Origin of the sequence: Saccharothrix sp. NRRL B-16314, assembly GCF_000716595.1 — a bacterium.
In the GTDB taxonomy this organism is placed as follows: Bacteria; Actinomycetota; Actinomycetes; order Mycobacteriales; family Pseudonocardiaceae; genus Actinosynnema.
The window spans coordinates 1-17,891 of record NZ_JNXC01000026.1 but is presented as its reverse complement, the minus strand read 5'-3'; the positions used below and the strand labels follow the sequence as shown (position 1 = coordinate 17,891).

Genomic DNA, 17,891 nt, shown 5'->3' with positions numbered 1-17,891 from the left:
TTCCGGCCTGGACGTCCTTTGGCATGTCCGGGAGCAACCCGTGTCAGATCCTGTCATCGAAGCCCGCGCACACCTGGCCCGCGCCGTGAAGCAGCACGGCCGCGACCACGAGATCACCCGGCAGGCCCGCGCCGCATACCAGGAGGCGCGCCTGGTCGCGTACGTCCAGGCCACCGTGGACGCCGCGCCGCCGTTGAGTCCCGAGACGCGGGCGAAGGTCGCCGCGATCCTCGCGGGCGCGCCCGCCCTCGACGCCGCGTCCACCGAGGAGGCCGCCGCGTGACCGCCTCCGACGTCTCGACCATGTCCCTGCCGCAGCCCGGCGGCGAGGAACCGGCCGCCCGCTTCCGCGCCGCGCTCGTCCGGGAGGCCGGCGCACCGTCCGCCGTGCCGCTTGGGCAGCAGCTCGCGCGGCTATTGGAGAGCTGGGCGGGGCCGCTCACGCTCAACGAGGACGGGGCGCTGGTCGGCCGCGAGGCGGGCCAGGCCGTGCTGATCACGACGGACGTGCTGCGCGACATGGTCGCCAGGCGCAACGTCGTGCCGCAGCTCGGCGTCACGCCGGGGCCGGCCGACCTGGAGGCGGCCGTCAAGCTCGCGTCCGGCCGCGCCCGTGCCGAGCGGGAGCGCCAGGCGGTGGCCGCCGAGCACCGGGCCGACCGGGCGCGCGTCGAGCTGGTCGAGGACGTCGAGCGCGCCGAGCGCCGCGCGGCGTTGCTGCGCCAGCTCGCGGCGTTGGACGACCGGCCGCAGCAGGCCCCGGCGGAACCGCCGCCGGGGTGGACCCGCATGTTGCGGCGCGGCTGACGGTCGTGCCCCGGTCACGGCCGGGGGCACGACCACCAGGGCCGCCCCGGACGTGGTGCCGGGGCGGCCCTGGTATGTCGGGGACGGGCGCGGTCAGTCGTCGTCGCCGTCGCGTCGGCGCAGCGCCCGTAGCTGCTCGCGCAGCTCGTCCAGGTTCCACCGGCCGTGGCCGCCCGCCGTGACGAGCGTGGGCGTGACGAGGCCCTGTTGCCACCAGCGGACCAGGGTTGCCCGGTCGACGCCGAGCGCCTTCGCGGCCACGCCCGTGGGCACGAGTTCGCTGGTCACGGATGCAACGATCCGCCACGGCCGCCCCGAACGCCGTCGCTGCACCACGTCTGCAACGTTCGCAACACCCGTCCGGGGTCTTTACGGCGCGACCGCGACCGGGTACGCAACGTTTGCAACGATTGCCCGACTCGGTGGGAGCGCTCATGGCCCGGCACACGTGGCACGACGGCGGCGGACTACGGCACGCCTACGACGTGGCGACGTACCTCTTCCCGCCGCGCCCCGGCGAGAAGATCACCGTGCTGTGTGGAACGGAAGTCACCCTGGCCCGCGAGGACTTCCCCCAGCTTCCCGAGCACCGCAAGCACCGCACCTGCTGGGACTGCGACGACGTGTGGCGGCGACGCGAAGGACTCGCACCGCGCCCCGCCGTCGCCAGCGGCTAGCCGCCCGGCACGTGCCACGACGACAACCGGCCCGCCCCACGTCGGGGGCGGGCCGGTTCGTCATCCGGGGAGGCTGAGTGCCAGCGGCCTAGCGGTCTCCGAGCCGCCTGGTATGCGCACCCAGGGCGTCGTAGTGATCACTCATCCGCATGCTGTGCTTCGCCAGCGCCTCCGTGTGCGCCAGCAGCGCGGCCACGGTCGCCTCCGCCACCAACTCCACCCGCTTCGTCCCGGTCGCATCCAGTGCCCGGCCGAAGGTTTCCGCCGCCACGCGCTCGTAGTCCATAGGCCCACCGAACCGCGTCGTGATGGACGGCGGGAGGGCCAGAACGCAACACCACCCGATCGTGAAGGCGGACCAGCGCCCGCCCGTCCCACCGCAAGTCCAACCACCTCCGGGAGTAGCCGCGTCGGGTCGGCGCATCATTCGCGTAACGGGTGGTCAATCGCGTCGTAGCGGGCGGCGCATGGCCTGCTTGGATGGCCCGATGCCCTTAGGTCAGCAACTGCCTGCGGAAGATCCCTGGTACGCCTCAGGCACGTTCTGGGCGATCGTCGCGGTGGTGGTCGCGGTGGTGGCGATCATCGTGGGGGCGTGGGCGGCGTTCCGCTCGGCCCGACCCCGACGCGTCCTGTACGTGTGGGTTGATTCGGCGGTGCCCTTGATGAACACGGCACGAGGACTGCACGGCCAGCGGCTCGCAGTCACTCTCGACGACCAGGAGTTGACCGCGCCGTACGTAGTGGCCGTGGAGGTGGTCAGTCGGGGCGCGCTGGACATCGCCGCAGCCGCGTTCGGCGGACGTCCTCTGGAGTTGGAGTTCGGCGCGCCCGTGCTGGGCATGCTGGAGTGGCAGGCCGACGCCGGACGGGCGGCGGTCCGCCCACCGGAGGTCGAGGTCACCGGGACCGCACTACACCTGGGTCCCTCGTTGCTGACACGGCGGCATCGGCTCCGCTATACCGTGCTGCTCGACGGCGAGCCAGATTTCCGTCCGGTCGGCGACCTGGTGGACGTCACGGTTCGACAAGAACGGGCACCCCAGGCACTGACGACGGTCCGTCTGACTGCCACGCTGGCCGGACTGGCCGGTGTGATCATCTCGATCATTCTGATGGCAACGACGGGCAAGGACTCTCCGGCGACCCAGATGGCCGCCCTGTCCGTGGTGGTGCTGTTGGGAACCGATGTCACGGCGAATGCTGTTATGCGCAAGCAGTACCGAGCGGCGTACCCACTCCGGCGTACCACCACAAAAACGAAGCGACGCAGTTAAATCGTTCGGTAACGTTCGTCAGCGGAGGTCAAACGAAACCTTCTCCGCCGATGCCCGCAACACGACGCCGCGCACGCTCATCGCCGACCATGCGGCGGCCCGGCGCGGCCGGTGCCCCTCCGCGTCCAACGTGGACGCGATCGACCGGAACGACTCCCCAGCGCCGCGCAACTCCACGATCCGGCGCACGGCGGCCTGCTCGGCGGGCTCCGGCGCGGCGTCGCGGGCACGGCCCTTGCCCTCACCGTGGTAGCCGTACGGGTACTCGCCGACGGCGTGCCGTCCCGTGCGGGCCTTGACGCGCCGGCCGTCACGGAGCCGCTTGGTGACCATCGCGCGGTCGAGCTGCGCGAAGACGCCCTGAACCTGCCTCAAGGCCGTGCGCATCGGGTCGTCCACGTCGTCTTGAAGGATTTCGCCCTGGTCGGCGGCGAACGCGCGGTGCCCGTCGCGCCAGAGCATCGCCAGGATCGCCTCCTGGACCGTGAGCTGACGGGCGAGCCGGTCGAGCCGGCCGACGAGCAGCCCATCCGCTCCGTTCAGGGCCTCCAGGGCATCGGTCAGCCCTTCGCGCTCCACCGAGTCGGACTTGCCCGTGATGCTGTCGACGTACTCCCCGACGATCTTGTGACCGTTGGCCTTTGCCCACCTGGCCATGTCGGCGCGCTGGGCGTCCGGGCCGTAGGCGTCGAGCTGGCCCGTGGAAGAGACGCGGATGTAGGCGATCAGGCGCATGGAACGACCCTAAACCCTCTGACCTGCACTGTAAATATTTCTACAGAATTATTTACGCCGGATCGGCTCCGGCATGCCCTCCGACAGTGACGGAGGCAGCCCCAACACCGCCTCGACCGCCGTCACCGCCCCCTCCAGCCGGTGCCGGTACGCCGTGCCCACCGGCAGCTCGCCCGACTCGACGGCAGCCAGTAGCTCCCGGAGTTGGTCCAGCAGCACCACCGCCCGGCGGCGGACCTCCGCCGCCGACCCGGCCCCGCTCACGCCGCCCGTCCCCACGCGTGCCGACCGCAGTACAGCGAGCCGCCCGCCCGGCCGCCGTCGCGCGCCAGCACCCGCCCCCGGCACACCGCACACGCCGCCGGGACCACGTCGCCGTCCGGAGTCATCACGTGCACGGCGTCCGCGTCCAGCGCCGCCTCGTACAGCTTCCCCACGTCCTGCCGCAGCTCCCGCACCGCCGCCAGGTCCACGCGCGACAACCGGGCACGGCCCGGCCGCGACGACGGGCCGCCGGCGCGCAACGCGACCACCTTCGACTCCGACACGAACGGGATGCCCTTGACCGCGATCAAGCGCGCGTGGCGGTTCGCCGGGTGCAGCACCGGACCGAACTCGAACAAGTCCAGGTCGTCGATGTGGCGGGTGCCGCCGACCTGGCGCGTCCGCTTCGCGTTGTACCCAATGGACCACGTCGACTCCTGCGGGCCGAAGAACTTCGCGTTGAGCAGCGCCGCCCGCCCGTCCGGCGTCTCCGTGTTGATCAGCGCCCGCGCCCACAGCGCCCCCGCGCCCTTCGGCCAAGGCGACCCGTCGGTGGTGGTCCCGGGCAGACGCGCGTCCCCCGGCAGCAGCTCCCGCACCTCCAGCACCCGCCCGATCGGGCGGGACCAGTCGTGGGACAAGCACACCTTGGGCCTGCGCTCCCGCAACGTCCGCGCGAACGCCCCCGGCGTGATCACGTCGCCCACGTCGTCCTTGACCCCGGTCACCGCCGCCAACACCTCGACCACGCCCGTGGCCGGCTCCGTCGTCGTCATCACGCCCCCTGCCCGTCCCCGGCCGCACCCGGCCGCTCGTAACCGGCCTGCCGACGCACCGCCAGCACCGCCTCCCGCGCCGCCCGGCGCGTGGCGTCCGACTCCCACTCCAGCCCCAGCGCCGTGGCGAACTCGCGCAGCGCGGCCACGATCAGCGCGCCCGACGCCGCGTCGTTGCGGCCCGCGCGGGCCTCCAAGTCCAGGCGCAACATGTCGCGGGCCAGGCGCTCCGCCGTGGCGCGCTCGCGGTGCTCAAGGTCCGCCAGCGCCCGCACGTACTCGCCCGTCCGCGTCGGCAGGCCCTCCGGCCCGATCCCCACGACCGCGCCCACCACGCCGCCCACGCCGTCCCACTCGACCTGCTCGGCCAGGCGGTCAGCGAGCCACGCCGCGCGGGCCTGCGCCAGGCGCAGCAGCCGGGGCAGCGCCACGACCGGGTCCACGCCGTCGGCGTCGTGCCCCTGAGCCACGCTCCGGGGCGTCGGGAACCGCCCACCGGGGACCGCCACCTCAACCGTCACCGCGCACCGCCTCCAGCTCCTCCAGCGCCTCGTCCAGCGCCCGCCGCGACACCGCGTCCGGGTTCGGGGCGGGTGCCCAGCGCGCCAGCTCGGCCACGTCGACCGCCCACATCTCCGCGTACCCGCCGCCGCCCTGGGCGGCCGGGCCGGTCACGCCGCGCCCCGCACGGCGGGCCGACGCCGCGCCCACAGCGTCGGCTCCGGCTCCAGCGCGGCCAGCGCCGCCGCGAGGGCCAACGCGTCCGCCGCGTCCGGCGGGGCCTCCAGGCGGGCCGCCGCTTGCTCACGCACCCTCCGCACGTGCGCCCGCAGCGGCTTGCGGCGTAGCCGATGCAGCGACGGCCCGGCGGCGCGCTCCAGGCGCAACGCCAACACCGTGCGGCTCACCGGGTCGGAGTCGGGCAGCAGCGCGGCGGCCAGGCGCGCGCACACGCGCGCCGTCGGCCGGACGGTGCCGCCCTCCCAGCGCTGCACGGTCCGCGTGGACACCCCCAGCGCGGCGGCCAGCACGGGCTGGGACCAGCCGCGCGCCGCGCGCTCCGCCCACACCAGGGCACCGAAGTCGGCTCGCAGCCGGGCGCGCTCGGCGGGCGGCACCGGCCGGGGCGGCAACCTGTCGGGTCGACGCCACGAGGGCGACGCCACGGGCGCGCGGGAGGTGTCGGGTTCCACGACACGCATGGTGCGCCTGGCACCCGCTCGGCGCGTCAAAAACACGCCGCACGAGTCGAGACGAGCACAACAGCGACTTCAGCGCGGCTGGAGGGTTCCGAGGTACCAACCGCCGACCTGGGCAAGATCGACGACCATCGGCCCCACCTCTTGAGGCCCATCTGTCCCGAGCCACAACTTCACATCGAGGAGGTGCGCCTTAGTGACCGCGCCGGGGTCGAAGTTCCGATCACCAGCAGGGGCGTCCCCCGCGATGGTCTCCATGACCGTGCTCATCGAACTCGCCAGGTTGCCTGTCCCTTTGCTGCCGACATGCTCGGCCAGTGCCTGCGCCCAAGCCCAAGGGCTTACGAGGTGGCCGCCGACAAGCGCCCCATGCGTCAGGAGAGTCACGCTCATCCTGATCGCATCGTCCTTGTACACGAGCCCTGCGATCAGTATCCGCAGGTCGAAGTCAGGCGTATCCGAGGTTTCTTCGTCCTCTGCCATGCCACTCCTCGCGCCACGGCGGCGGATCAGCCGCACCAGCCCAGTGTTAGCCGCATCCCGGCGATTCGCGGTCCGTGGAGCGGTCCGTGCCCCGTTCGAGTGGCGGCTCCGAACCGGCCCAGTTCCCGCACCACGGGACGTAGGGCAAGCCGCGGAACGCGGGGCGGCTCACCGCGGATTCCCGTCAACGGGCCGCCAGGCGGGCTCCAGGGCGGGCGGCCGGGTGGCCACGCACGGTGTTAGGTCGGAAGTTAGGTTGCCGACCAGGGCATGTTAGGTCGGAGGTTAGGTTGCCGAACCGGTCCTGACCTGCACGTGTTAGGTCGGTTAGGTCACCAGGGCGGGTTCACCACCCACACGGGCGCGGCGCGCGGGCTACAGCGGTACGTGCTACTCCCCGCCCTTTTTTCTCCACACCCGCGTAGAGCTTGAAGAACAACCTAACCAACCTAACAACGCCAGGTCAGAGGCGGTGTGGCAACCTAACATCCAACCTAACATCCCCAGGTCGGCAACCTAACCGGCAACCTAACCGGCAACCTAACCGGCCCTCCCCGAACGCCCCGGAACACGGAGCAGCCCTCGGCCGTGGAGACCGGGGGCTGCGCGGGTGGTGCCGTGGGTCAGGCGTCGGGGTCGTCGGACATCAGGCTCTCCCAGCGGGCGGCGTCCTCGTCGTCGGCCGTGGGCCTCGGCCTGGCCGGGGCGTCGTCGCGGTACTTCACGCCGGGGACGCGGATGCCGTTGGGGGACAGCGGCACGGGCGAGGTGCGGTGGAGCCCTGTGGAGCCCCGCTTCGCGTTCGACGCGGCCGGGGGGTCGGCCCTGGGAGTGCGCTTGCTGGTCGGCTTGGCGGGGGCTTCGACGGTGATGCCACCCTCGTCGAACTGCCCGGTGCCGTCGTCGTGGATGCGGTAGTGCGCGACGTTGCGCGGCTTGCTGGTGCTGAACGTGTACGGCCCGATGGGCGCACCGACGACCTTCGCCCGGAGCCACCTGCCGAAACGCGAGCGCCGGTCGGTGCCCTGGGGGCCGACCTGCTCGGGCAGCTCGATCTTGTAGCGGTCCACGAGGTCCAGCAGCTCGTCTACGCGGACGGCGCGGTTGGCGCAGGACGGGCGGCCCGGCTTGACGATTTCGCCGTCCACCTTGACGGGCTCTTCGCCAGGGTCGTTGGCCCACGTGGTGCAGAACGTGCCGATCAGCTCGGTCTCGAAGTCGATGTCGGCGGCTGCGGCGGAGCGGTTGGCCAGGAAGCCCTCGACCCCGGCGTGGGCGAGGATCGAGCCGACGGTCTTCACCCAGCGGCCGAAGCTGCCCATGACGGGCAGGTTCTCCGCGATCGGCTTCCCGGCGGCGATCCAGTTCTGCACGAGGGTGAGCACGGCCCACACCATCTGCCCGGTGTTGGCCTCGACGTGGCCTTCGAGGTCTTCGTGGCGGAAGTTGGTGCGCTCCTCGGGCTTCGCCACCTTGGCGTCCATCCTGATCCTGACGATCCTGCGCGCCAGCTCGCTGGAGGCGGCGGCGTTGTTGGCGGTGCCGAGCCACAACCCGGGAGCGGGCAGGCTCAGTTCGTCGTGGCCTCCCATGAGGCGGATGCGCACCAGCGGGTAGCCGGTGAGCGCGGCGGCCACGGCCCCGGAGTCCATCGCGCTGTTGATGTTGTCGAACCCGATCACGGACCGCCCGGAGCGCATGGACGCGGCGAGCTGCTTGGCCCATTCGGTCTCGTCCTTGGGGGCGACGGTCCACGCGAAGTCGGGGGCGAACGGCCGGACCATGACGGTGCCCAGCAGGCCCTTGCCGGTGCCGGGGCGGGGAGTGTCGAGCAGGAACATGGGGCAGGGGCCGCTGATGAGGGTCTGCGACACCAGCGTGACGGGCATGGCGAGCGCGGCGGCCTTGTCGCCGATGGGGTCGGCCCACGGGAAGTCGTGCAGCACGTCCTCCAGCACGTCCAGCGCCGCCGCGACCTCGGCCGGGCTGGGCTTGGGGCTGACCTCGGGAATGACCGGGTAGCCCTTCGGCACGATGCGGTAGATACCGGTCTCGCGGTCGTAACCGGAGGCGGTGACCAGCCGCCCGGACGGGGTGTAGAACGGGATCGGGGAGACCCGGGCCAGTTCGGGCAGGCGCAGCATCCCGGGCGCGCTGTGCATGGAGGACACGAGGTCGGCCGGCACCCGAGGGGCGTGCGCCAGCTTGACGGCCCCCGTCTCGTGATCCACCAGGCGGTCCCTGAAGTTCATGCGGCGCGACAGCAGCAGCGCGAATCGGGCGGCTTCGACGCGGCGGAGCTGCCCGGTGATCGGGTCCACCTCCACCATGCCGTCGTCGCCGTGCAGGAACAGCGACGGGGTCTCCACCTCGGCCAGCGTGAGGTGCCTCTCCGCGTCGGCCTGGATGTCGCGCAGGGGGCGGCCGGTCAGGATCACGTCGGGCAATCCGCCGCCCCCCTCGTGGCTCTCGTCGGCCTCCTTGCGGCGCTTGGGCGGCTTCGCCTTCTTGGCGTCCTTGTCCTCGGTCTTGGTCACGTCGGCCGGGTCGCCGGTCGAGGGCTCGGAGGCGAGCAGGGCGTTCAGGGCCTCGTCCGTGACGGCCGACGCGTCGGTGGTCGGCTCGATGGTGGCGGTCACGGTCGAGGTGCCTTCCTGGGTGGTGACGGCGCGGTCCCGGGCGTCCGCTGGCTTGGCGGCGGCGCGGGTGATGGTCGTGACGAGGTAGCTGACCCGTCGGGCGGGGTCGATCTTCTCCGGCTTGCGCCCGTGGTCGAGGCGGTGCGTCATGACCATGAGCGCGGTCCGCTTGGCGGCGGCGGGGTTGATGCGCTCCTCGGTGTACTTCTGCCCGCCGAACGCGGCGTACGCGCTGTTGGCGATGGCCTGGTCCGCGCCGCTGTCGTCGCGGGTGCGGGTGGGGCTGTTCCTGCGCTCGCGCTTCCAGATGTCCAGGAAGCGCTCGTACTTGTCCATGCCCGGGGTGCTCGACATCGTGTCGAGGAAGTACTGCGCCTTGCCGGCCTTGGCGTCCTGCCAGATGCGGGCTACGCCGTCGGGGCCGCCGAGCGCAGCCAGGGTCTCCAGCGCCTTCTGCTCGGTGACGGCGTCGGCCCCGCCCAGGTTCCGCTTCAGGTACTCGGGGTCGGCGAGCACGGCGCGGATGTCGTCCAACTCATAGACGCGGTGCGGCTCGTGGACCAGGAGGGTGACCGGGATCGGGTCGTCGGCGTCCTTCTTGTTCACGCTGCCCGCCGCCCTCATCACGCGCGCCAAGTCGCCGACGCTGTCGACGGTCCACATGCCGACCTCGTGGGCGCGCAGTGCGATCGTCTGGACGAGCTGCTTGACCAGGCCAGCGGCTTCGGCGCGCTCCTCGGTGGTGTCGAGGACCCACGGGTCGGCCAGCCGCCACTCCAGGTGGATGCCGTGGCCGGTCTTCTTGATGACCGACGGGGGCAGGCCGAAGGCGTCGACCACGCGCATGGCGTCCTCGAACGTCGGCGGCGGGTTCTTCTTGTCGGAGGGGCCGTAGTCGACCTCGCCCCACAGGTGGGTGATCACCCGGGCGTCGGCGGCGTTGTAGCGGCCCGACTCGGGGACGTGGTCGCACAGGGCCTGCGCGAGAAACACGCCGGCGGTGTCGGGCAGCGCGTCGAGGCGGGCGACGGCATCGGTGATGCCGTCGATGTCGTCGGCCTTGTAGAACTCGGTCGGCAGGCCCAGGACGCCGCGCCGGTTGCGGGAGACGCCGATCCGGTAGGCGGGGTGGCCGTGCTCGGCGGCGAGCGCGTCGAGGTCGTGGCCGCCGAGCAGACCGGAGACGTACTCCCTGATCAGCGCCGTAGCGGCGGGGATGGTCGGGGCGCTCACGCCGCGCCGCCCTGGTGCACGTCGGCGCTTCCGATGAGCGGGACGCCGAGCAGGGTGAAGATCAGCAGGCGCGTGCCGTCGATCTGGTGGACGTGCACCCGGACCTGGTCGAGCACGTACGGCGGCGCGTCGAGCGCCATCCTCAACGCGTCCCGCTCGGCGGTGCTGGGCGGGCGGGTGCGGGTGCCACCGGGGTTGGCGCGCAGCCAGCGCAGGTCGTCGGCGCGCTGGCTGCGGTCGACGGCGGAGGCCGGGCAGCCGTGTTCGTGGGTCAGCGCGACGGGGCCGGTGCCGCTCGGGTCGGCTTCTGCGTTGCAGTCGACGCACCGGAGACGTTCGCGCTGGTCGGGGCCGTGTGGCACCATGAGTGAGTCCTTCGAGGAGGCGGAACGCCTTCGCGAGGTTCACTAGCCGAGCAAGCTCGGCTAACCTTGTCGCTGAGGTCGTTCCTGGTCGGGAGTGGTCTCCAGGCCCCGCTCCGCCGCGTGCGCTAACACGTGGACCCCGGAGCGGGGCTTTTCGCTGGTCAGGGGTGGGTCAACCCCCTGTCGATCATGCGGCGGCCGGGCCGCCGTTCTCGTTCCCGCGCTCGGCGGCGACGCGCGCCCAGCGCATGCGCACCAGGGCGCGCATGCGCTCGGAGCGCTCCTCCGCCGAGACGCCGGCCCACTGCGCGCGGGCCGCCGCACGCCGTCCGGCGCGCATGCGCTCGACATTGCGGATGGTGTACTGGCCAGCCATTTTCTGTCCCTCCCAGGGTGACTTTCCGTACGGCCGAACTGTACGGGCGAAGATCGCTTGACGCAAGCCATTCACCCCGTCTGACCTGCGGTTATGTCTTCCCGAGTTAACTCGGCGCGTCAAAGGGAAATGACTAGCCGAGTTAACTCGGTGCGGTCGGAGCCATATTCTGCGGAAACGCAAAATAGTCGGGGTGAAAGCCGGTCCGGCCCGGCCGATCAGGGCGCGCACACCGCCGACGGCGGCGGGGCGGTCGTGGTGCTGTCGGCGGTCGCGGTGAGCACCCCGGCGGCGTAGGCGACGACGAGCGCGACGGCGATCACGGCCAGCAGACGGCCGGGCCGGAACTCGCGGCTGTGGTTGATCGTGGGCATCGGTTCCTCCAGTTGGTGTGCGGACCCCGGTCGGTGTGCCGACCGGTCGGCACAGGCCCCTGAACGGGCCTGTGCGGGGCGTTTCAGGGGAGGCCGCGGGCTGACCCTCCAAGGTCGGCACTCGGCCTCTCCGTACAGATCAGGGCCTGTGCCGACCCCTTCGGGAGGTCGGCACGACGGCGGCTGGGGTCGGCACCCCTGTGCCGACCTCAGCCGCCGTGGATCGCAGCCCGGATCGCGTCCAGGTCGACCACGCTCACGGCGTTCTTGGAGCCGTTGACGCGTTGTCGGGACGGCTCCGGCGACGGCACTCCGGCCCGGGTCAGCGCCTCGCCCAGCGCCTTCGCGGACCAGCCGACGCGGGCCGCCAACTCCGCGACCGCGACCACGCCGTGCTCCTGGTCGTCGAGCACGTCGGCCAGCAGCTCCAGGACTTCGGGCAACAGCTCCGCGTCCACCGGCTCGTCGTCGGTGTCCGCGTTGGCCAGGCCCGCCAGGACGGCCGGGTCCACGCCGTCGGTCAGGGGGCGGCCGGCGGCGTCGCCGGTCAGCAGCCCCAACGCCTCCCGGCGGTCGCGGCCGATCTCCGCCGCCGCCCGTGTAGGGCCGAGGTCCAGCTTCGCGGCGCGGATCACCACGCCCTCGTCCGCGCCGACGCCGGACAGGTCGTCGGCGACGAGCCAGGCCGCGCCCCGGTGGCGGGAGGTGAACGCGGTCGCGGACACCCCGGCGGCGTGCATCCCGGTGCCCAGCACCATGTCCGAGGCGGCCTGGGTGGGCAGGCGCAGCGCGGCCCGGCTGCCGACGTTGTCGCGCAGCCGCGTGGGCACCGACTCGGCGGAGGGCTTCTGCGTGGCCAGCAGGACCGTGCAGCCCGCCGCCGGACCCTTCCTGATCAGCCACGACACCTTGTCCACGATCACGCGGCGCAGCGCCTTGACCTCCTTGGTGTCGCTGCCCAGCGCCTCGAACCCGAGCTGGCATTCGTCGATGGCCAACACGAGCCACGGCATGCCCTGCGTCGGGTCGGTGGCCAGGGCGCGCGTGATCTTGCCTTCCGGCACGTCCACTTCGGACATTCCCTTGAACCGCTTGTACCTGTCCAGGACTTCCTGCTCCACCTCGACCAGCAGCGCCAGCAGCCGCAGCAGCGTGGGCGTGGTGTCCTCGCCCTCCGCCGACGCGATCAGCAGCCGGTGCGCCACCGGTCGGAGCGGGTTGAAGTCCGCGCCGTCCTTCAAGTCGACCGCGTAGATGCGGGTGTGCGGGTCCAGGCACGCGGCGACCAGGAACAACCGCAGCAAGTTGGACTTGCCGTAGCGGGGCAGGCCGCCGATCAGCCACGCGGTCCAGGTCAGGGCCACCACGACCTCACGGCCGCGTGCCGTCGCGCCGATCGTGATCCCGTCCCAGATCGACAGTTCCGGCAGGCTCTCCAGGTAGGAGACCAACGGCGGCTCCGCCAACGGGTCGGTGTCGGCGACCCACATCGTGAGGCGTCCGGCGTGCCCGCCCTTGCCGCGCACCCTCTCCAGGACGAGCTGCGCTTCGTCCACGCCCAACGCGCTGGCCAGCGCCTCACGGGCGGCGATCGTCGCGGACGCCTTGCGGCCGGCCGGCAGGTCCACGACCACCGACCAGCCGTCGCCGTCGCGCACCGGGCGCGCGTGGAACATCAGCCCGTCGCGCGGGCCGATGATCTTCGCCGCGCGGAACGCCTCCACCAGCGCGTCACCGTTCATCGTCCAGGCCAGCGTCCGGGTGCCGGGGAACACGGCCTTGCGGCCGGGGTTGCCGTCCTTGCGGCGGCCCGCGACGGCGAGCGCCAGCGTGCTCAGGCCGCCCGCGACCAGCAGCGGCAGTGACCCGGCGGCCAGCTCCACCACGGTCCCGGTCACGCCGCCCGCGCCGACGACGATCCCGGTGGTGCGCCACCGGGCGCGAGCCAGCTCGCGCACGTCGTCGAACCGGGCCACCACCGTGGCGGCCCCGGCCTCCTTGGCGGCGTCGCGCAGCTCGGCGACGCGGACCCAGGCCCGCCAGGCCCGCCACGTGACGACCGTGCCGCGCGCCACGGCGGCCGGGTAGTCGAGCGGGACGCGCACGACCCGCGCGCCCAGGTCCCGGCCGGCCTGCCGCCGCGCGGCCGGGTCGCCCAGCAGCGCGGGCAGGCTTTCGGTGAACCGCCGACGACGCTGCGCCGCGTACTCGACCTCGTCCACCAGCTCGCCGTCCAGCACGGGCGCGGCGGGCTGCACCGGCCCGGCGGCCGGAGCCGGCGTGGCCGGCCCCGGCTCGTCGGCGGGCACGGCCGGCGCGGCGTTCGGGAACAGCGGGATGATCTCGCCGGCCACGTCCTGCTCCTCTCGGTTCGGCGCGCTCACGCGGCACCCCCGCGCAGTGCGTCGCGGACCTCGCGGGCGGTGTCCATGCCGCAGCCCAGCGCCGTGCGCAGGCGGTTCGCGGACGGGTCGGCGGGCAGCTCCCCGGCGGCGATCAGGTCCCGCGCACGAGCCGCCAGGCGGCCGGTGAGCCCGTCCCCGGCGGGGGCGGACGCGGTGGCATTTCCGCTGTACTTCGCGGGGGTAAGGCCCTCGGTAAGGCCGGCAGTAGGGCCGGCCGGGAGACCGTGGTCCAGCTCGGCGAACGCCGTCCAGATCACCGGCAGGACGGTGACCGCGCCGACCGCGACGAGCGGCCCGACCGCGTGCGCGAGGAGCTGCATCGGCTCGAACCGGGCGGCCACCCACGGCAGGTGGTGCCAGGTGTTGAGCACCAGCGTGACGGCCAGCGCGACCGCCTCCACGACCGTGAGGTGCCGGTGCCGCAGCACCCGGCCCCGGGCCGCGAGGAACGCCTTCGCGCCGACCACGACGAGCAGCACGGCGGACACGACCGGCTCGACCAGCCACGCGCCCCACCACGCCGCGCCCCGCTCCGCCATGTCGCGGGTCAGCGTGGCGTGCGCCCCGGTCGTGGACCACGCCAGCGCCCCCACCAGCGCCGTCAACGCCACGGCGGTGAGCACCAGGCGCACGCGGGCGGCCTGCCACGCGCGGGCGGCCGGGTCCTGCGCGAGGGCGTGCAAGCGGGCCGCTTCCGCCGCCCGCTTGCGGGAGCGGCGGACCCGGTCCGTGTCGACCAGCAGCGGGGCGGCGTCGCCCTGGAGATCCAGCAGCACGTGCGCCTCCGCGACCTCCGCGCGCAGCTCCCGCACCCGCCGAGTGTCGGCGGACGGCGTCGGGGCCGGTGCGACGGCCGGGGCCTGCTCGGCGACGAAGCGCACGATCTCCTCCACGGTGCTGTCCAGGTCTTCCGGACGCGGTTCGGGGTTGGGGGTCCGGGTGCTCATCGCTGCACCCCGCAGTCGTCGCCGGGGCAGGAGGTGATGGACCAGACGCGGCGCGCGGCGGCGCTGCGACCGGACAGCAGGTTGGTGGCGTCCCGAAGGTCTTCGGCGGCGGCCTGGTCCTCCAGGCAGTGACCGGGAGATGTCCAGCCGCCCGGCTCGGTGTACGTGAGGTGCGCGCGACGGTCGCGGGGGACCATTGAACTGGGCTTATGGCAAGATCGACACACGTCCGGGACCTCCTGCGTCCTGGTCGAGGCCCCGTCAACGTGTTCACAGCACGCGGCGGGGCCGTCTTTTCGGGTGTCTCCGCCGGGGTTTCGGGAAGACGACGCTGTTGGCGGCGTTGCTGGGCTGCGTGCCGCACCACGAACGGGTGGTGTGCGTGGAGGACGCCGGGGAGCTCGAGCCCGACCACCCGCAGGTCGTCCGGCTGGTCGCGCGAGGCCCGAACGTCGAGGGCGCGGGCGAGGTGACGATGCGCGACCTGGTGCGGCAGGCGTTGCGGATGCGGCCGGATCGGATCGTGGTCGGCGAGGTCCGGGGCGCGGAGGTGTGCGAGCTGCTGTCGTCCCTCAACACCGGGCACGACGGTGGTGCGGGCACGTTGCACGCGAACTCCCCGGCCGAGGTGCCGGCGCGGCTGGAGGCCTTGGCGGCGCTGGGCGGGCTCGACCGGCACGCGTTGCACAGCCAGCTCGCGGCGGCGGTGAAGATCGTGCTGCACATGCGCCGCGCGGGCGACGGCACGCGACACCTGGCCGAGATCGGTGTGCTGGAACGGCGTTCCGGTGAACTGGTCGTGCGGCCGGCGTGGCGGCGTGGCGGTGGTCGGCAGGAAGCCACCGGCGTGCTCAAAACCCTGGTGGGGTTGCCATGAGCTTCCTGCTGTTGGCGGTCGCGCTCCTGGTTCTGCCGTCGTCGGCTGCCCGGCGGCGCCTGGCCGGGCTCGAACGAGGGCCGGAGCCGAGGGGGCGGCCGGGGTGGCAGCCCAGGTGGTGGCCGAGGTGGCAGCCGCCGAAGCCCAACCGACCGCTCGTCGTCCTGGCCGGTACGGCTCTGGGTGTCCTGGCGGGAGTGGGCGGGGCGATCGCGGGCGCGTTGCTGGCCGCGACCGTCTGGCGCACCTACCGGGAGACCACCGGGCAGCGTGACCGCCTCAAGTCGTCCACCGCCCTGGCCGAAGGGCTGAGCGCGTTCGTCGCCGAGTTGCGCTCGGGCGCCCACCCGGCCAAGGCAGCTCTCGGCGCGGCCGAGGACGCGGAGCCACCAGCGACGGAGGTCCTGCGGGCGATCGCGGCGACGTCGGCTCGCGGCGGGGACGTGGAGGCGGCACTCGCGGACTTGCCGGAGGCCCGCCACCTGGCCCGTGCGTGGCGGCTGTCGGCGGTGCACGGCGTGCCGTTGGCCGAGGTGCTGGAGGCCGTCCGTCGGGACCTGGATCGGCGCAGCGCCTTCGCCAGGCAGGTGCACGCCCGGATGGCCGGACCGAGAACGGGCGCCGCCGTCCTGGCCGGTCTGCCGGTCTTCGGCGTGGTGCTCGGCGAACTGGGCGGCGCGGGTCCGCTGGCGGTGCTGACCGGAACCACGCCGGGGCAGGTGCTGCTGGTGGCAGGGGCGGCGCTGATCTGTGCCGGGTTGCGGTGGAGCGGTCGGCTGACGAGGCAGGTGATCGCATGAGCCTGCTGGTGTTCGCCTTGGCGCTGTTGGTGTTCCCGCCGCCGCCGAAGGCCGCGCTGAGGCTGAGGCCGAAGCGCGAGCGTCAGCCGAAGGTGACACCCGGGCCGCCCGACCCGTTCGCGCAGCCGGCCACCTGGGACCTGCTGGCCGCCGCGCTCCGAGCGGGCCTGCCGGTGGCGCGGGCGCTGCACGCCGTCCTGGCGGGCGTGCCGCCAGGACCGGCCCAACGTCTCCGGGAGGTGGTCGACCTGCTGACATTGGGCGCCGACCCGGTGGACGCGTGGGCCGGGGCCCTCCACCACCCGGACACCGCGCCGCTCGCCAGGGCGGCACGCCGCACCGCCCGTTCGGGAGCGGCTTTGGCCGGCGCGGCGGCGGACCTGGCCACGGAGGCGCGGGCGAAGGTGTCCGACCAGGCCGAGGCCCGCGCGCAACGTGCCGCGGTGCTCGTGGCGGGGCCGCTGGCCCTGTGCTTCCTGCCGGCGTTCCTGTGCCTGGGCGTCCTGCCCGTGGTGATCGGTTTGGTCGGCAGCGTCAGCGAGAACTGGTGACAGTCCGAAGTAGACAGGAGAGCGGAACATGGTGGTAGTCAGGACGTTTCGGGATGACAGTGGGATGTCGACCGTGGAGTACGCGATCGGCATGCTCGCGGCGGCGGCGTTCGCCACGGCCCTGTACTTGGTGATCACAGGGGACTTGACGCTCGGCCTCCTCCAAGGGCTCGTGCAACGGGCCTTCACGGTGACCTTGTGAAAGGTGCGCTCGCGGGCGACCGGGGTGGGGTGACCGTTGAGGCGGCGGTGGCGGTGTGCGGGTTGGTCGTCGTCCTGGCGCTCGGGCTCGCGGCCGTCATGGCGGTGGTGGCGCAGCTCCAGTGCACCGACGCGGCACGGGAGGCGGCTCGGCTGGTGGCTCGTGGCGACGACTCGAGGGCCGAGCGGGTGGCCGGGGAGATCGGGCCGCACGGGGCGCGGTGGACGATCCGAAGAGAGGGCGACACGGCGTGGGTGGAGGTCACCGCCTCACGCCTCGGGGTGGAGCTGCGAGCCCGTGCCTACGCGGTGCTGGAGCCAGGGGTGGCCGATGGGTGACCAGGTCGGTGCACCGGCAGGCGAGACGCGGCGGGCGTGCTGATGGTGGTCCGGTTCGGCGTCTGCGGAGCTGGGCGGGAAGCGGGGGTTGGTCGACGGGTCGCGGGGTTCGGCGTCCGTAGATCCGGGTGCGGGTGCTGAGGTGGAGGTGGAGGTGGTGGGTGACCGGGTTGGTGCGTCCTGAGGCGGGTGGGGGGTGCGCTGCTGGTGGGTGCGCTGATGGGTGCTGGGTTCGGTGTGTCCGCTGGACGCGGATGGGAGTGGCGGCGGTGGGCGACCGGATCGGTGCGCTGAGAGGCGAGGTGGTGGGCGTGCTGATGGGTGGACGGGACGGCGGGACTGGACGGGACGGCGGGACTGGACGGGACGGCGGGACTGGACGGGACGGCGGGACTGGACGGGACGGGACGGCGGAGCTGGATGGGTCGGCGGAGCTGGATGGGTCGGCGGAAGTGGGTGGGTCGGCGGGAGTGGGTGGGCGGCAGGAGTGGGTGGGTCGGCGGGACTGTGTGGGGCGGTGGAGCTGGGGTGAGGCGGCAGGAGTGGGTGGGGCGGTGGAACTGCGT

At 73.0% G+C, this 17,891-nt stretch carries 24 protein-coding genes and 1 pseudogene; 9 read left to right on the top strand and 16 right to left on the bottom strand.

The features are described 5' to 3' along the window. Positions 1 to 40 precede the first annotated feature (40 nt). Both OQ02_RS29560 and OQ02_RS29555 read left to right on the top strand, forming a co-directional pair. Entirely contained in the window at positions 41 to 283 is a 243-nt protein-coding gene (locus OQ02_RS29560; RefSeq protein ID WP_156077387.1) for a hypothetical protein, read from the top strand. Then, the gene (locus tag OQ02_RS29555) at positions 280 to 807 is read left to right on the top strand and encodes a hypothetical protein (protein WP_033441912.1); all 528 of its coding nucleotides are present in this window, start codon (positions 280 to 282) and stop codon (positions 805 to 807) included. The genes OQ02_RS29560 and OQ02_RS29555 overlap by 4 nt, the downstream gene beginning before the upstream one ends. 93 nt (positions 808 to 900) lie before the next feature. Here the strand turns inward: OQ02_RS29555 and OQ02_RS29550 are convergent, their stop codons facing one another. Then, complete coding sequence (locus OQ02_RS29550) at positions 901 to 1,095, bottom strand: MerR family transcriptional regulator (RefSeq protein WP_033441911.1); 195 nt, start codon at positions 1,093 to 1,095, stop codon at positions 901 to 903. 146 nt (positions 1,096 to 1,241) lie between these two features. On the opposite strand from OQ02_RS29550, the gene OQ02_RS29545 reads away from it, so the two are divergent. Then, positions 1,242 to 1,484, top strand: coding sequence for a zinc finger protein (locus OQ02_RS29545; protein WP_033441910.1), 243 nt, complete (start codon positions 1,242 to 1,244; stop codon positions 1,482 to 1,484). Between the two features lie 88 nt (positions 1,485 to 1,572). On the opposite strand, the gene OQ02_RS29540 is transcribed toward OQ02_RS29545, so the two are convergent. Next, entirely contained in the window at positions 1,573 to 1,770 is a 198-nt protein-coding gene (locus OQ02_RS29540; RefSeq protein ID WP_033441909.1) for a hypothetical protein, read from the bottom strand. Between the two features lie 181 nt (positions 1,771 to 1,951). Between OQ02_RS29540 and OQ02_RS29535 the strand changes: the two genes are divergently transcribed. Continuing rightward, entirely contained in the window at positions 1,952 to 2,761 is an 810-nt protein-coding gene (locus tag OQ02_RS29535) for a hypothetical protein (RefSeq protein WP_033441908.1), read from the top strand. Positions 2,762 to 2,779: 18 nt separating this feature from the next. On the opposite strand, the gene OQ02_RS29530 is transcribed toward OQ02_RS29535, so the two are convergent. From OQ02_RS29530 to OQ02_RS29475, 14 genes are all read right to left on the bottom strand, one after another. Then, complete coding sequence (locus OQ02_RS29530) at positions 2,780 to 3,496, bottom strand: recombinase family protein (protein WP_033441907.1); 717 nt, start codon at positions 3,494 to 3,496, stop codon at positions 2,780 to 2,782. 48 nt (positions 3,497 to 3,544) lie between these two features. Continuing rightward, the gene (locus tag OQ02_RS29525; protein WP_156077386.1) at positions 3,545 to 3,760 is read right to left on the bottom strand and encodes a hypothetical protein; all 216 of its coding nucleotides are present in this window, start codon (positions 3,758 to 3,760) and stop codon (positions 3,545 to 3,547) included. Next, positions 3,757 to 4,536 carry an HK97 family phage prohead protease gene (locus tag OQ02_RS46815; protein WP_156077385.1) on the bottom strand — a complete coding sequence of 260 codons (780 nt, stop codon included), beginning with the start codon at positions 4,534 to 4,536 and terminating at the stop codon, positions 3,757 to 3,759. Before OQ02_RS46815 ends, OQ02_RS29525 begins: the two co-directional genes overlap by 4 nt. Continuing rightward, on the bottom strand, positions 4,536 to 5,057 hold the full coding sequence (locus tag OQ02_RS29515) for a hypothetical protein (protein ID WP_156077384.1): 522 nt from the start codon (positions 5,055 to 5,057) through the stop codon (positions 4,536 to 4,538). The genes OQ02_RS46815 and OQ02_RS29515 overlap by 1 nt, the downstream gene beginning before the upstream one ends. After that, positions 5,047 to 5,211, bottom strand: coding sequence for a hypothetical protein (locus tag OQ02_RS29510; RefSeq protein WP_156077383.1), 165 nt, complete (start codon positions 5,209 to 5,211; stop codon positions 5,047 to 5,049). Before OQ02_RS29510 ends, OQ02_RS29515 begins: the two co-directional genes overlap by 11 nt. Beyond that, positions 5,208 to 5,729 (bottom strand): helix-turn-helix domain-containing protein, encoded by a 522-nt coding sequence (locus tag OQ02_RS29505; RefSeq protein ID WP_197043557.1) that lies wholly within the window; start codon positions 5,727 to 5,729, stop codon positions 5,208 to 5,210. The genes OQ02_RS29510 and OQ02_RS29505 overlap by 4 nt, the downstream gene beginning before the upstream one ends. Before the next feature lie 78 nt (positions 5,730 to 5,807). After that, complete coding sequence (locus OQ02_RS29500; RefSeq protein ID WP_033441901.1) at positions 5,808 to 6,218, bottom strand: hypothetical protein; 411 nt, start codon at positions 6,216 to 6,218, stop codon at positions 5,808 to 5,810. Positions 6,219 to 6,841: 623 nt separating this feature from the next. Beyond that, on the bottom strand, positions 6,842 to 10,090 hold the full coding sequence (locus tag OQ02_RS29495) for a hypothetical protein (protein WP_033441900.1): 3,249 nt from the start codon (positions 10,088 to 10,090) through the stop codon (positions 6,842 to 6,844). After that, positions 10,087 to 10,455 carry a hypothetical protein gene (locus OQ02_RS29490; RefSeq protein WP_033441899.1) on the bottom strand — a complete coding sequence of 123 codons (369 nt, stop codon included), beginning with the start codon at positions 10,453 to 10,455 and terminating at the stop codon, positions 10,087 to 10,089. Before OQ02_RS29490 ends, OQ02_RS29495 begins: the two co-directional genes overlap by 4 nt. 187 nt (positions 10,456 to 10,642) lie before the next feature. After that, the gene (locus OQ02_RS44245) at positions 10,643 to 10,795 is read right to left on the bottom strand and encodes a hypothetical protein (RefSeq protein WP_156077382.1); all 153 of its coding nucleotides are present in this window, start codon (positions 10,793 to 10,795) and stop codon (positions 10,643 to 10,645) included. Between the two features lie 254 nt (positions 10,796 to 11,049). Further along, on the bottom strand, positions 11,050 to 11,205 hold the full coding sequence (locus OQ02_RS44240; protein ID WP_156077381.1) for a hypothetical protein: 156 nt from the start codon (positions 11,203 to 11,205) through the stop codon (positions 11,050 to 11,052). Between the two features lie 209 nt (positions 11,206 to 11,414). Continuing rightward, entirely contained in the window at positions 11,415 to 13,589 is a 2,175-nt protein-coding gene (locus tag OQ02_RS29485) for an FtsK/SpoIIIE domain-containing protein (RefSeq protein WP_051772942.1), read from the bottom strand. Then, positions 13,586 to 14,557 (bottom strand): hypothetical protein, encoded by a 972-nt coding sequence (locus OQ02_RS41425; RefSeq protein ID WP_051772941.1) that lies wholly within the window; start codon positions 14,555 to 14,557, stop codon positions 13,586 to 13,588. The genes OQ02_RS29485 and OQ02_RS41425 overlap by 4 nt, the downstream gene beginning before the upstream one ends. Beyond that, positions 14,554 to 14,754, bottom strand: coding sequence for a hypothetical protein (locus tag OQ02_RS29475; protein ID WP_033441898.1), 201 nt, complete (start codon positions 14,752 to 14,754; stop codon positions 14,554 to 14,556). The genes OQ02_RS41425 and OQ02_RS29475 overlap by 4 nt, the downstream gene beginning before the upstream one ends. Before the next feature lie 116 nt (positions 14,755 to 14,870). Here OQ02_RS29475 and OQ02_RS29470 point away from each other — a divergent pair. The 5 genes and pseudogenes from OQ02_RS29470 to OQ02_RS29450 form a co-directional block, all read left to right on the top strand. Beyond that, positions 14,871 to 15,434: pseudogene (locus tag OQ02_RS29470) on the top strand (CpaF family protein); the annotation flags it as partial. Continuing rightward, positions 15,431 to 16,234 carry a type II secretion system F family protein gene (locus OQ02_RS29465; RefSeq protein WP_033441897.1) on the top strand — a complete coding sequence of 268 codons (804 nt, stop codon included), beginning with the start codon at positions 15,431 to 15,433 and terminating at the stop codon, positions 16,232 to 16,234. The pseudogene OQ02_RS29470 and the gene OQ02_RS29465, both read left to right, overlap by 4 nt. After that, on the top strand, positions 16,231 to 16,785 hold the full coding sequence (locus tag OQ02_RS29460) for a type II secretion system F family protein (protein ID WP_081916035.1): 555 nt from the start codon (positions 16,231 to 16,233) through the stop codon (positions 16,783 to 16,785). Before OQ02_RS29465 ends, OQ02_RS29460 begins: the two co-directional genes overlap by 4 nt. 28 nt (positions 16,786 to 16,813) lie before the next feature. Then, positions 16,814 to 16,987: a DUF4244 domain-containing protein gene (locus tag OQ02_RS42905; RefSeq protein ID WP_033441896.1), complete on the top strand. Its 174-nt coding sequence runs from the start codon at positions 16,814 to 16,816 to the stop codon at positions 16,985 to 16,987. Beyond that, positions 16,984 to 17,325: a TadE family type IV pilus minor pilin gene (locus tag OQ02_RS29450; RefSeq protein WP_033441895.1), complete on the top strand. Its 342-nt coding sequence runs from the start codon at positions 16,984 to 16,986 to the stop codon at positions 17,323 to 17,325. Before OQ02_RS42905 ends, OQ02_RS29450 begins: the two co-directional genes overlap by 4 nt. Positions 17,326 to 17,891: the final 566 nt, after the last annotated feature.

What these genes read in the sequence shown, in the direction of transcription:
- OQ02_RS46815 (WP_156077385.1), bottom strand. Translation starts at nt 4,536, where the DNA reads ATGACGACGACGGAGCCGGCCACGGGCGTGGTCGAGGTGTTGGCGGCG.
- OQ02_RS29460 (WP_081916035.1), top strand. Translation starts at nt 16,231, where the DNA reads ATGAGCCTGCTGGTGTTCGCCTTGGCGCTGTTGGTGTTCCCGCCGCCG.
- OQ02_RS41425 (WP_051772941.1), bottom strand. Translation starts at nt 14,557, where the DNA reads ATGAGCACCCGGACCCCCAACCCCGAACCGCGTCCGGAAGACCTGGAC.
- OQ02_RS29545 (WP_033441910.1), top strand. Translation starts at nt 1,242, where the DNA reads ATGGCCCGGCACACGTGGCACGACGGCGGCGGACTACGGCACGCCTAC.
- OQ02_RS44245 (WP_156077382.1), bottom strand. Translation starts at nt 10,795, where the DNA reads ATGCGCGCCGGACGGCGTGCGGCGGCCCGCGCGCAGTGGGCCGGCGTC.
- OQ02_RS44240 (WP_156077381.1), bottom strand. Translation starts at nt 11,205, where the DNA reads ATGCCCACGATCAACCACAGCCGCGAGTTCCGGCCCGGCCGTCTGCTG.
- OQ02_RS29475 (WP_033441898.1), bottom strand. Translation starts at nt 14,754, where the DNA reads ATGGTCCCCCGCGACCGTCGCGCGCACCTCACGTACACCGAGCCGGGC.
- OQ02_RS42905 (WP_033441896.1), top strand. Translation starts at nt 16,814, where the DNA reads ATGGTGGTAGTCAGGACGTTTCGGGATGACAGTGGGATGTCGACCGTG.
- OQ02_RS29540 (WP_033441909.1), bottom strand. Translation starts at nt 1,770, where the DNA reads ATGGACTACGAGCGCGTGGCGGCGGAAACCTTCGGCCGGGCACTGGAT.
- OQ02_RS29535 (WP_033441908.1), top strand. Translation starts at nt 1,952, where the DNA reads ATGGCCTGCTTGGATGGCCCGATGCCCTTAGGTCAGCAACTGCCTGCG.
- OQ02_RS29530 (WP_033441907.1), bottom strand. Translation starts at nt 3,496, where the DNA reads ATGCGCCTGATCGCCTACATCCGCGTCTCTTCCACGGGCCAGCTCGAC.
- OQ02_RS29490 (WP_033441899.1), bottom strand. Translation starts at nt 10,455, where the DNA reads ATGGTGCCACACGGCCCCGACCAGCGCGAACGTCTCCGGTGCGTCGAC.
- OQ02_RS29465 (WP_033441897.1), top strand. Translation starts at nt 15,431, where the DNA reads ATGAGCTTCCTGCTGTTGGCGGTCGCGCTCCTGGTTCTGCCGTCGTCG.
- OQ02_RS29500 (WP_033441901.1), bottom strand. Translation starts at nt 6,218, where the DNA reads ATGGCAGAGGACGAAGAAACCTCGGATACGCCTGACTTCGACCTGCGG.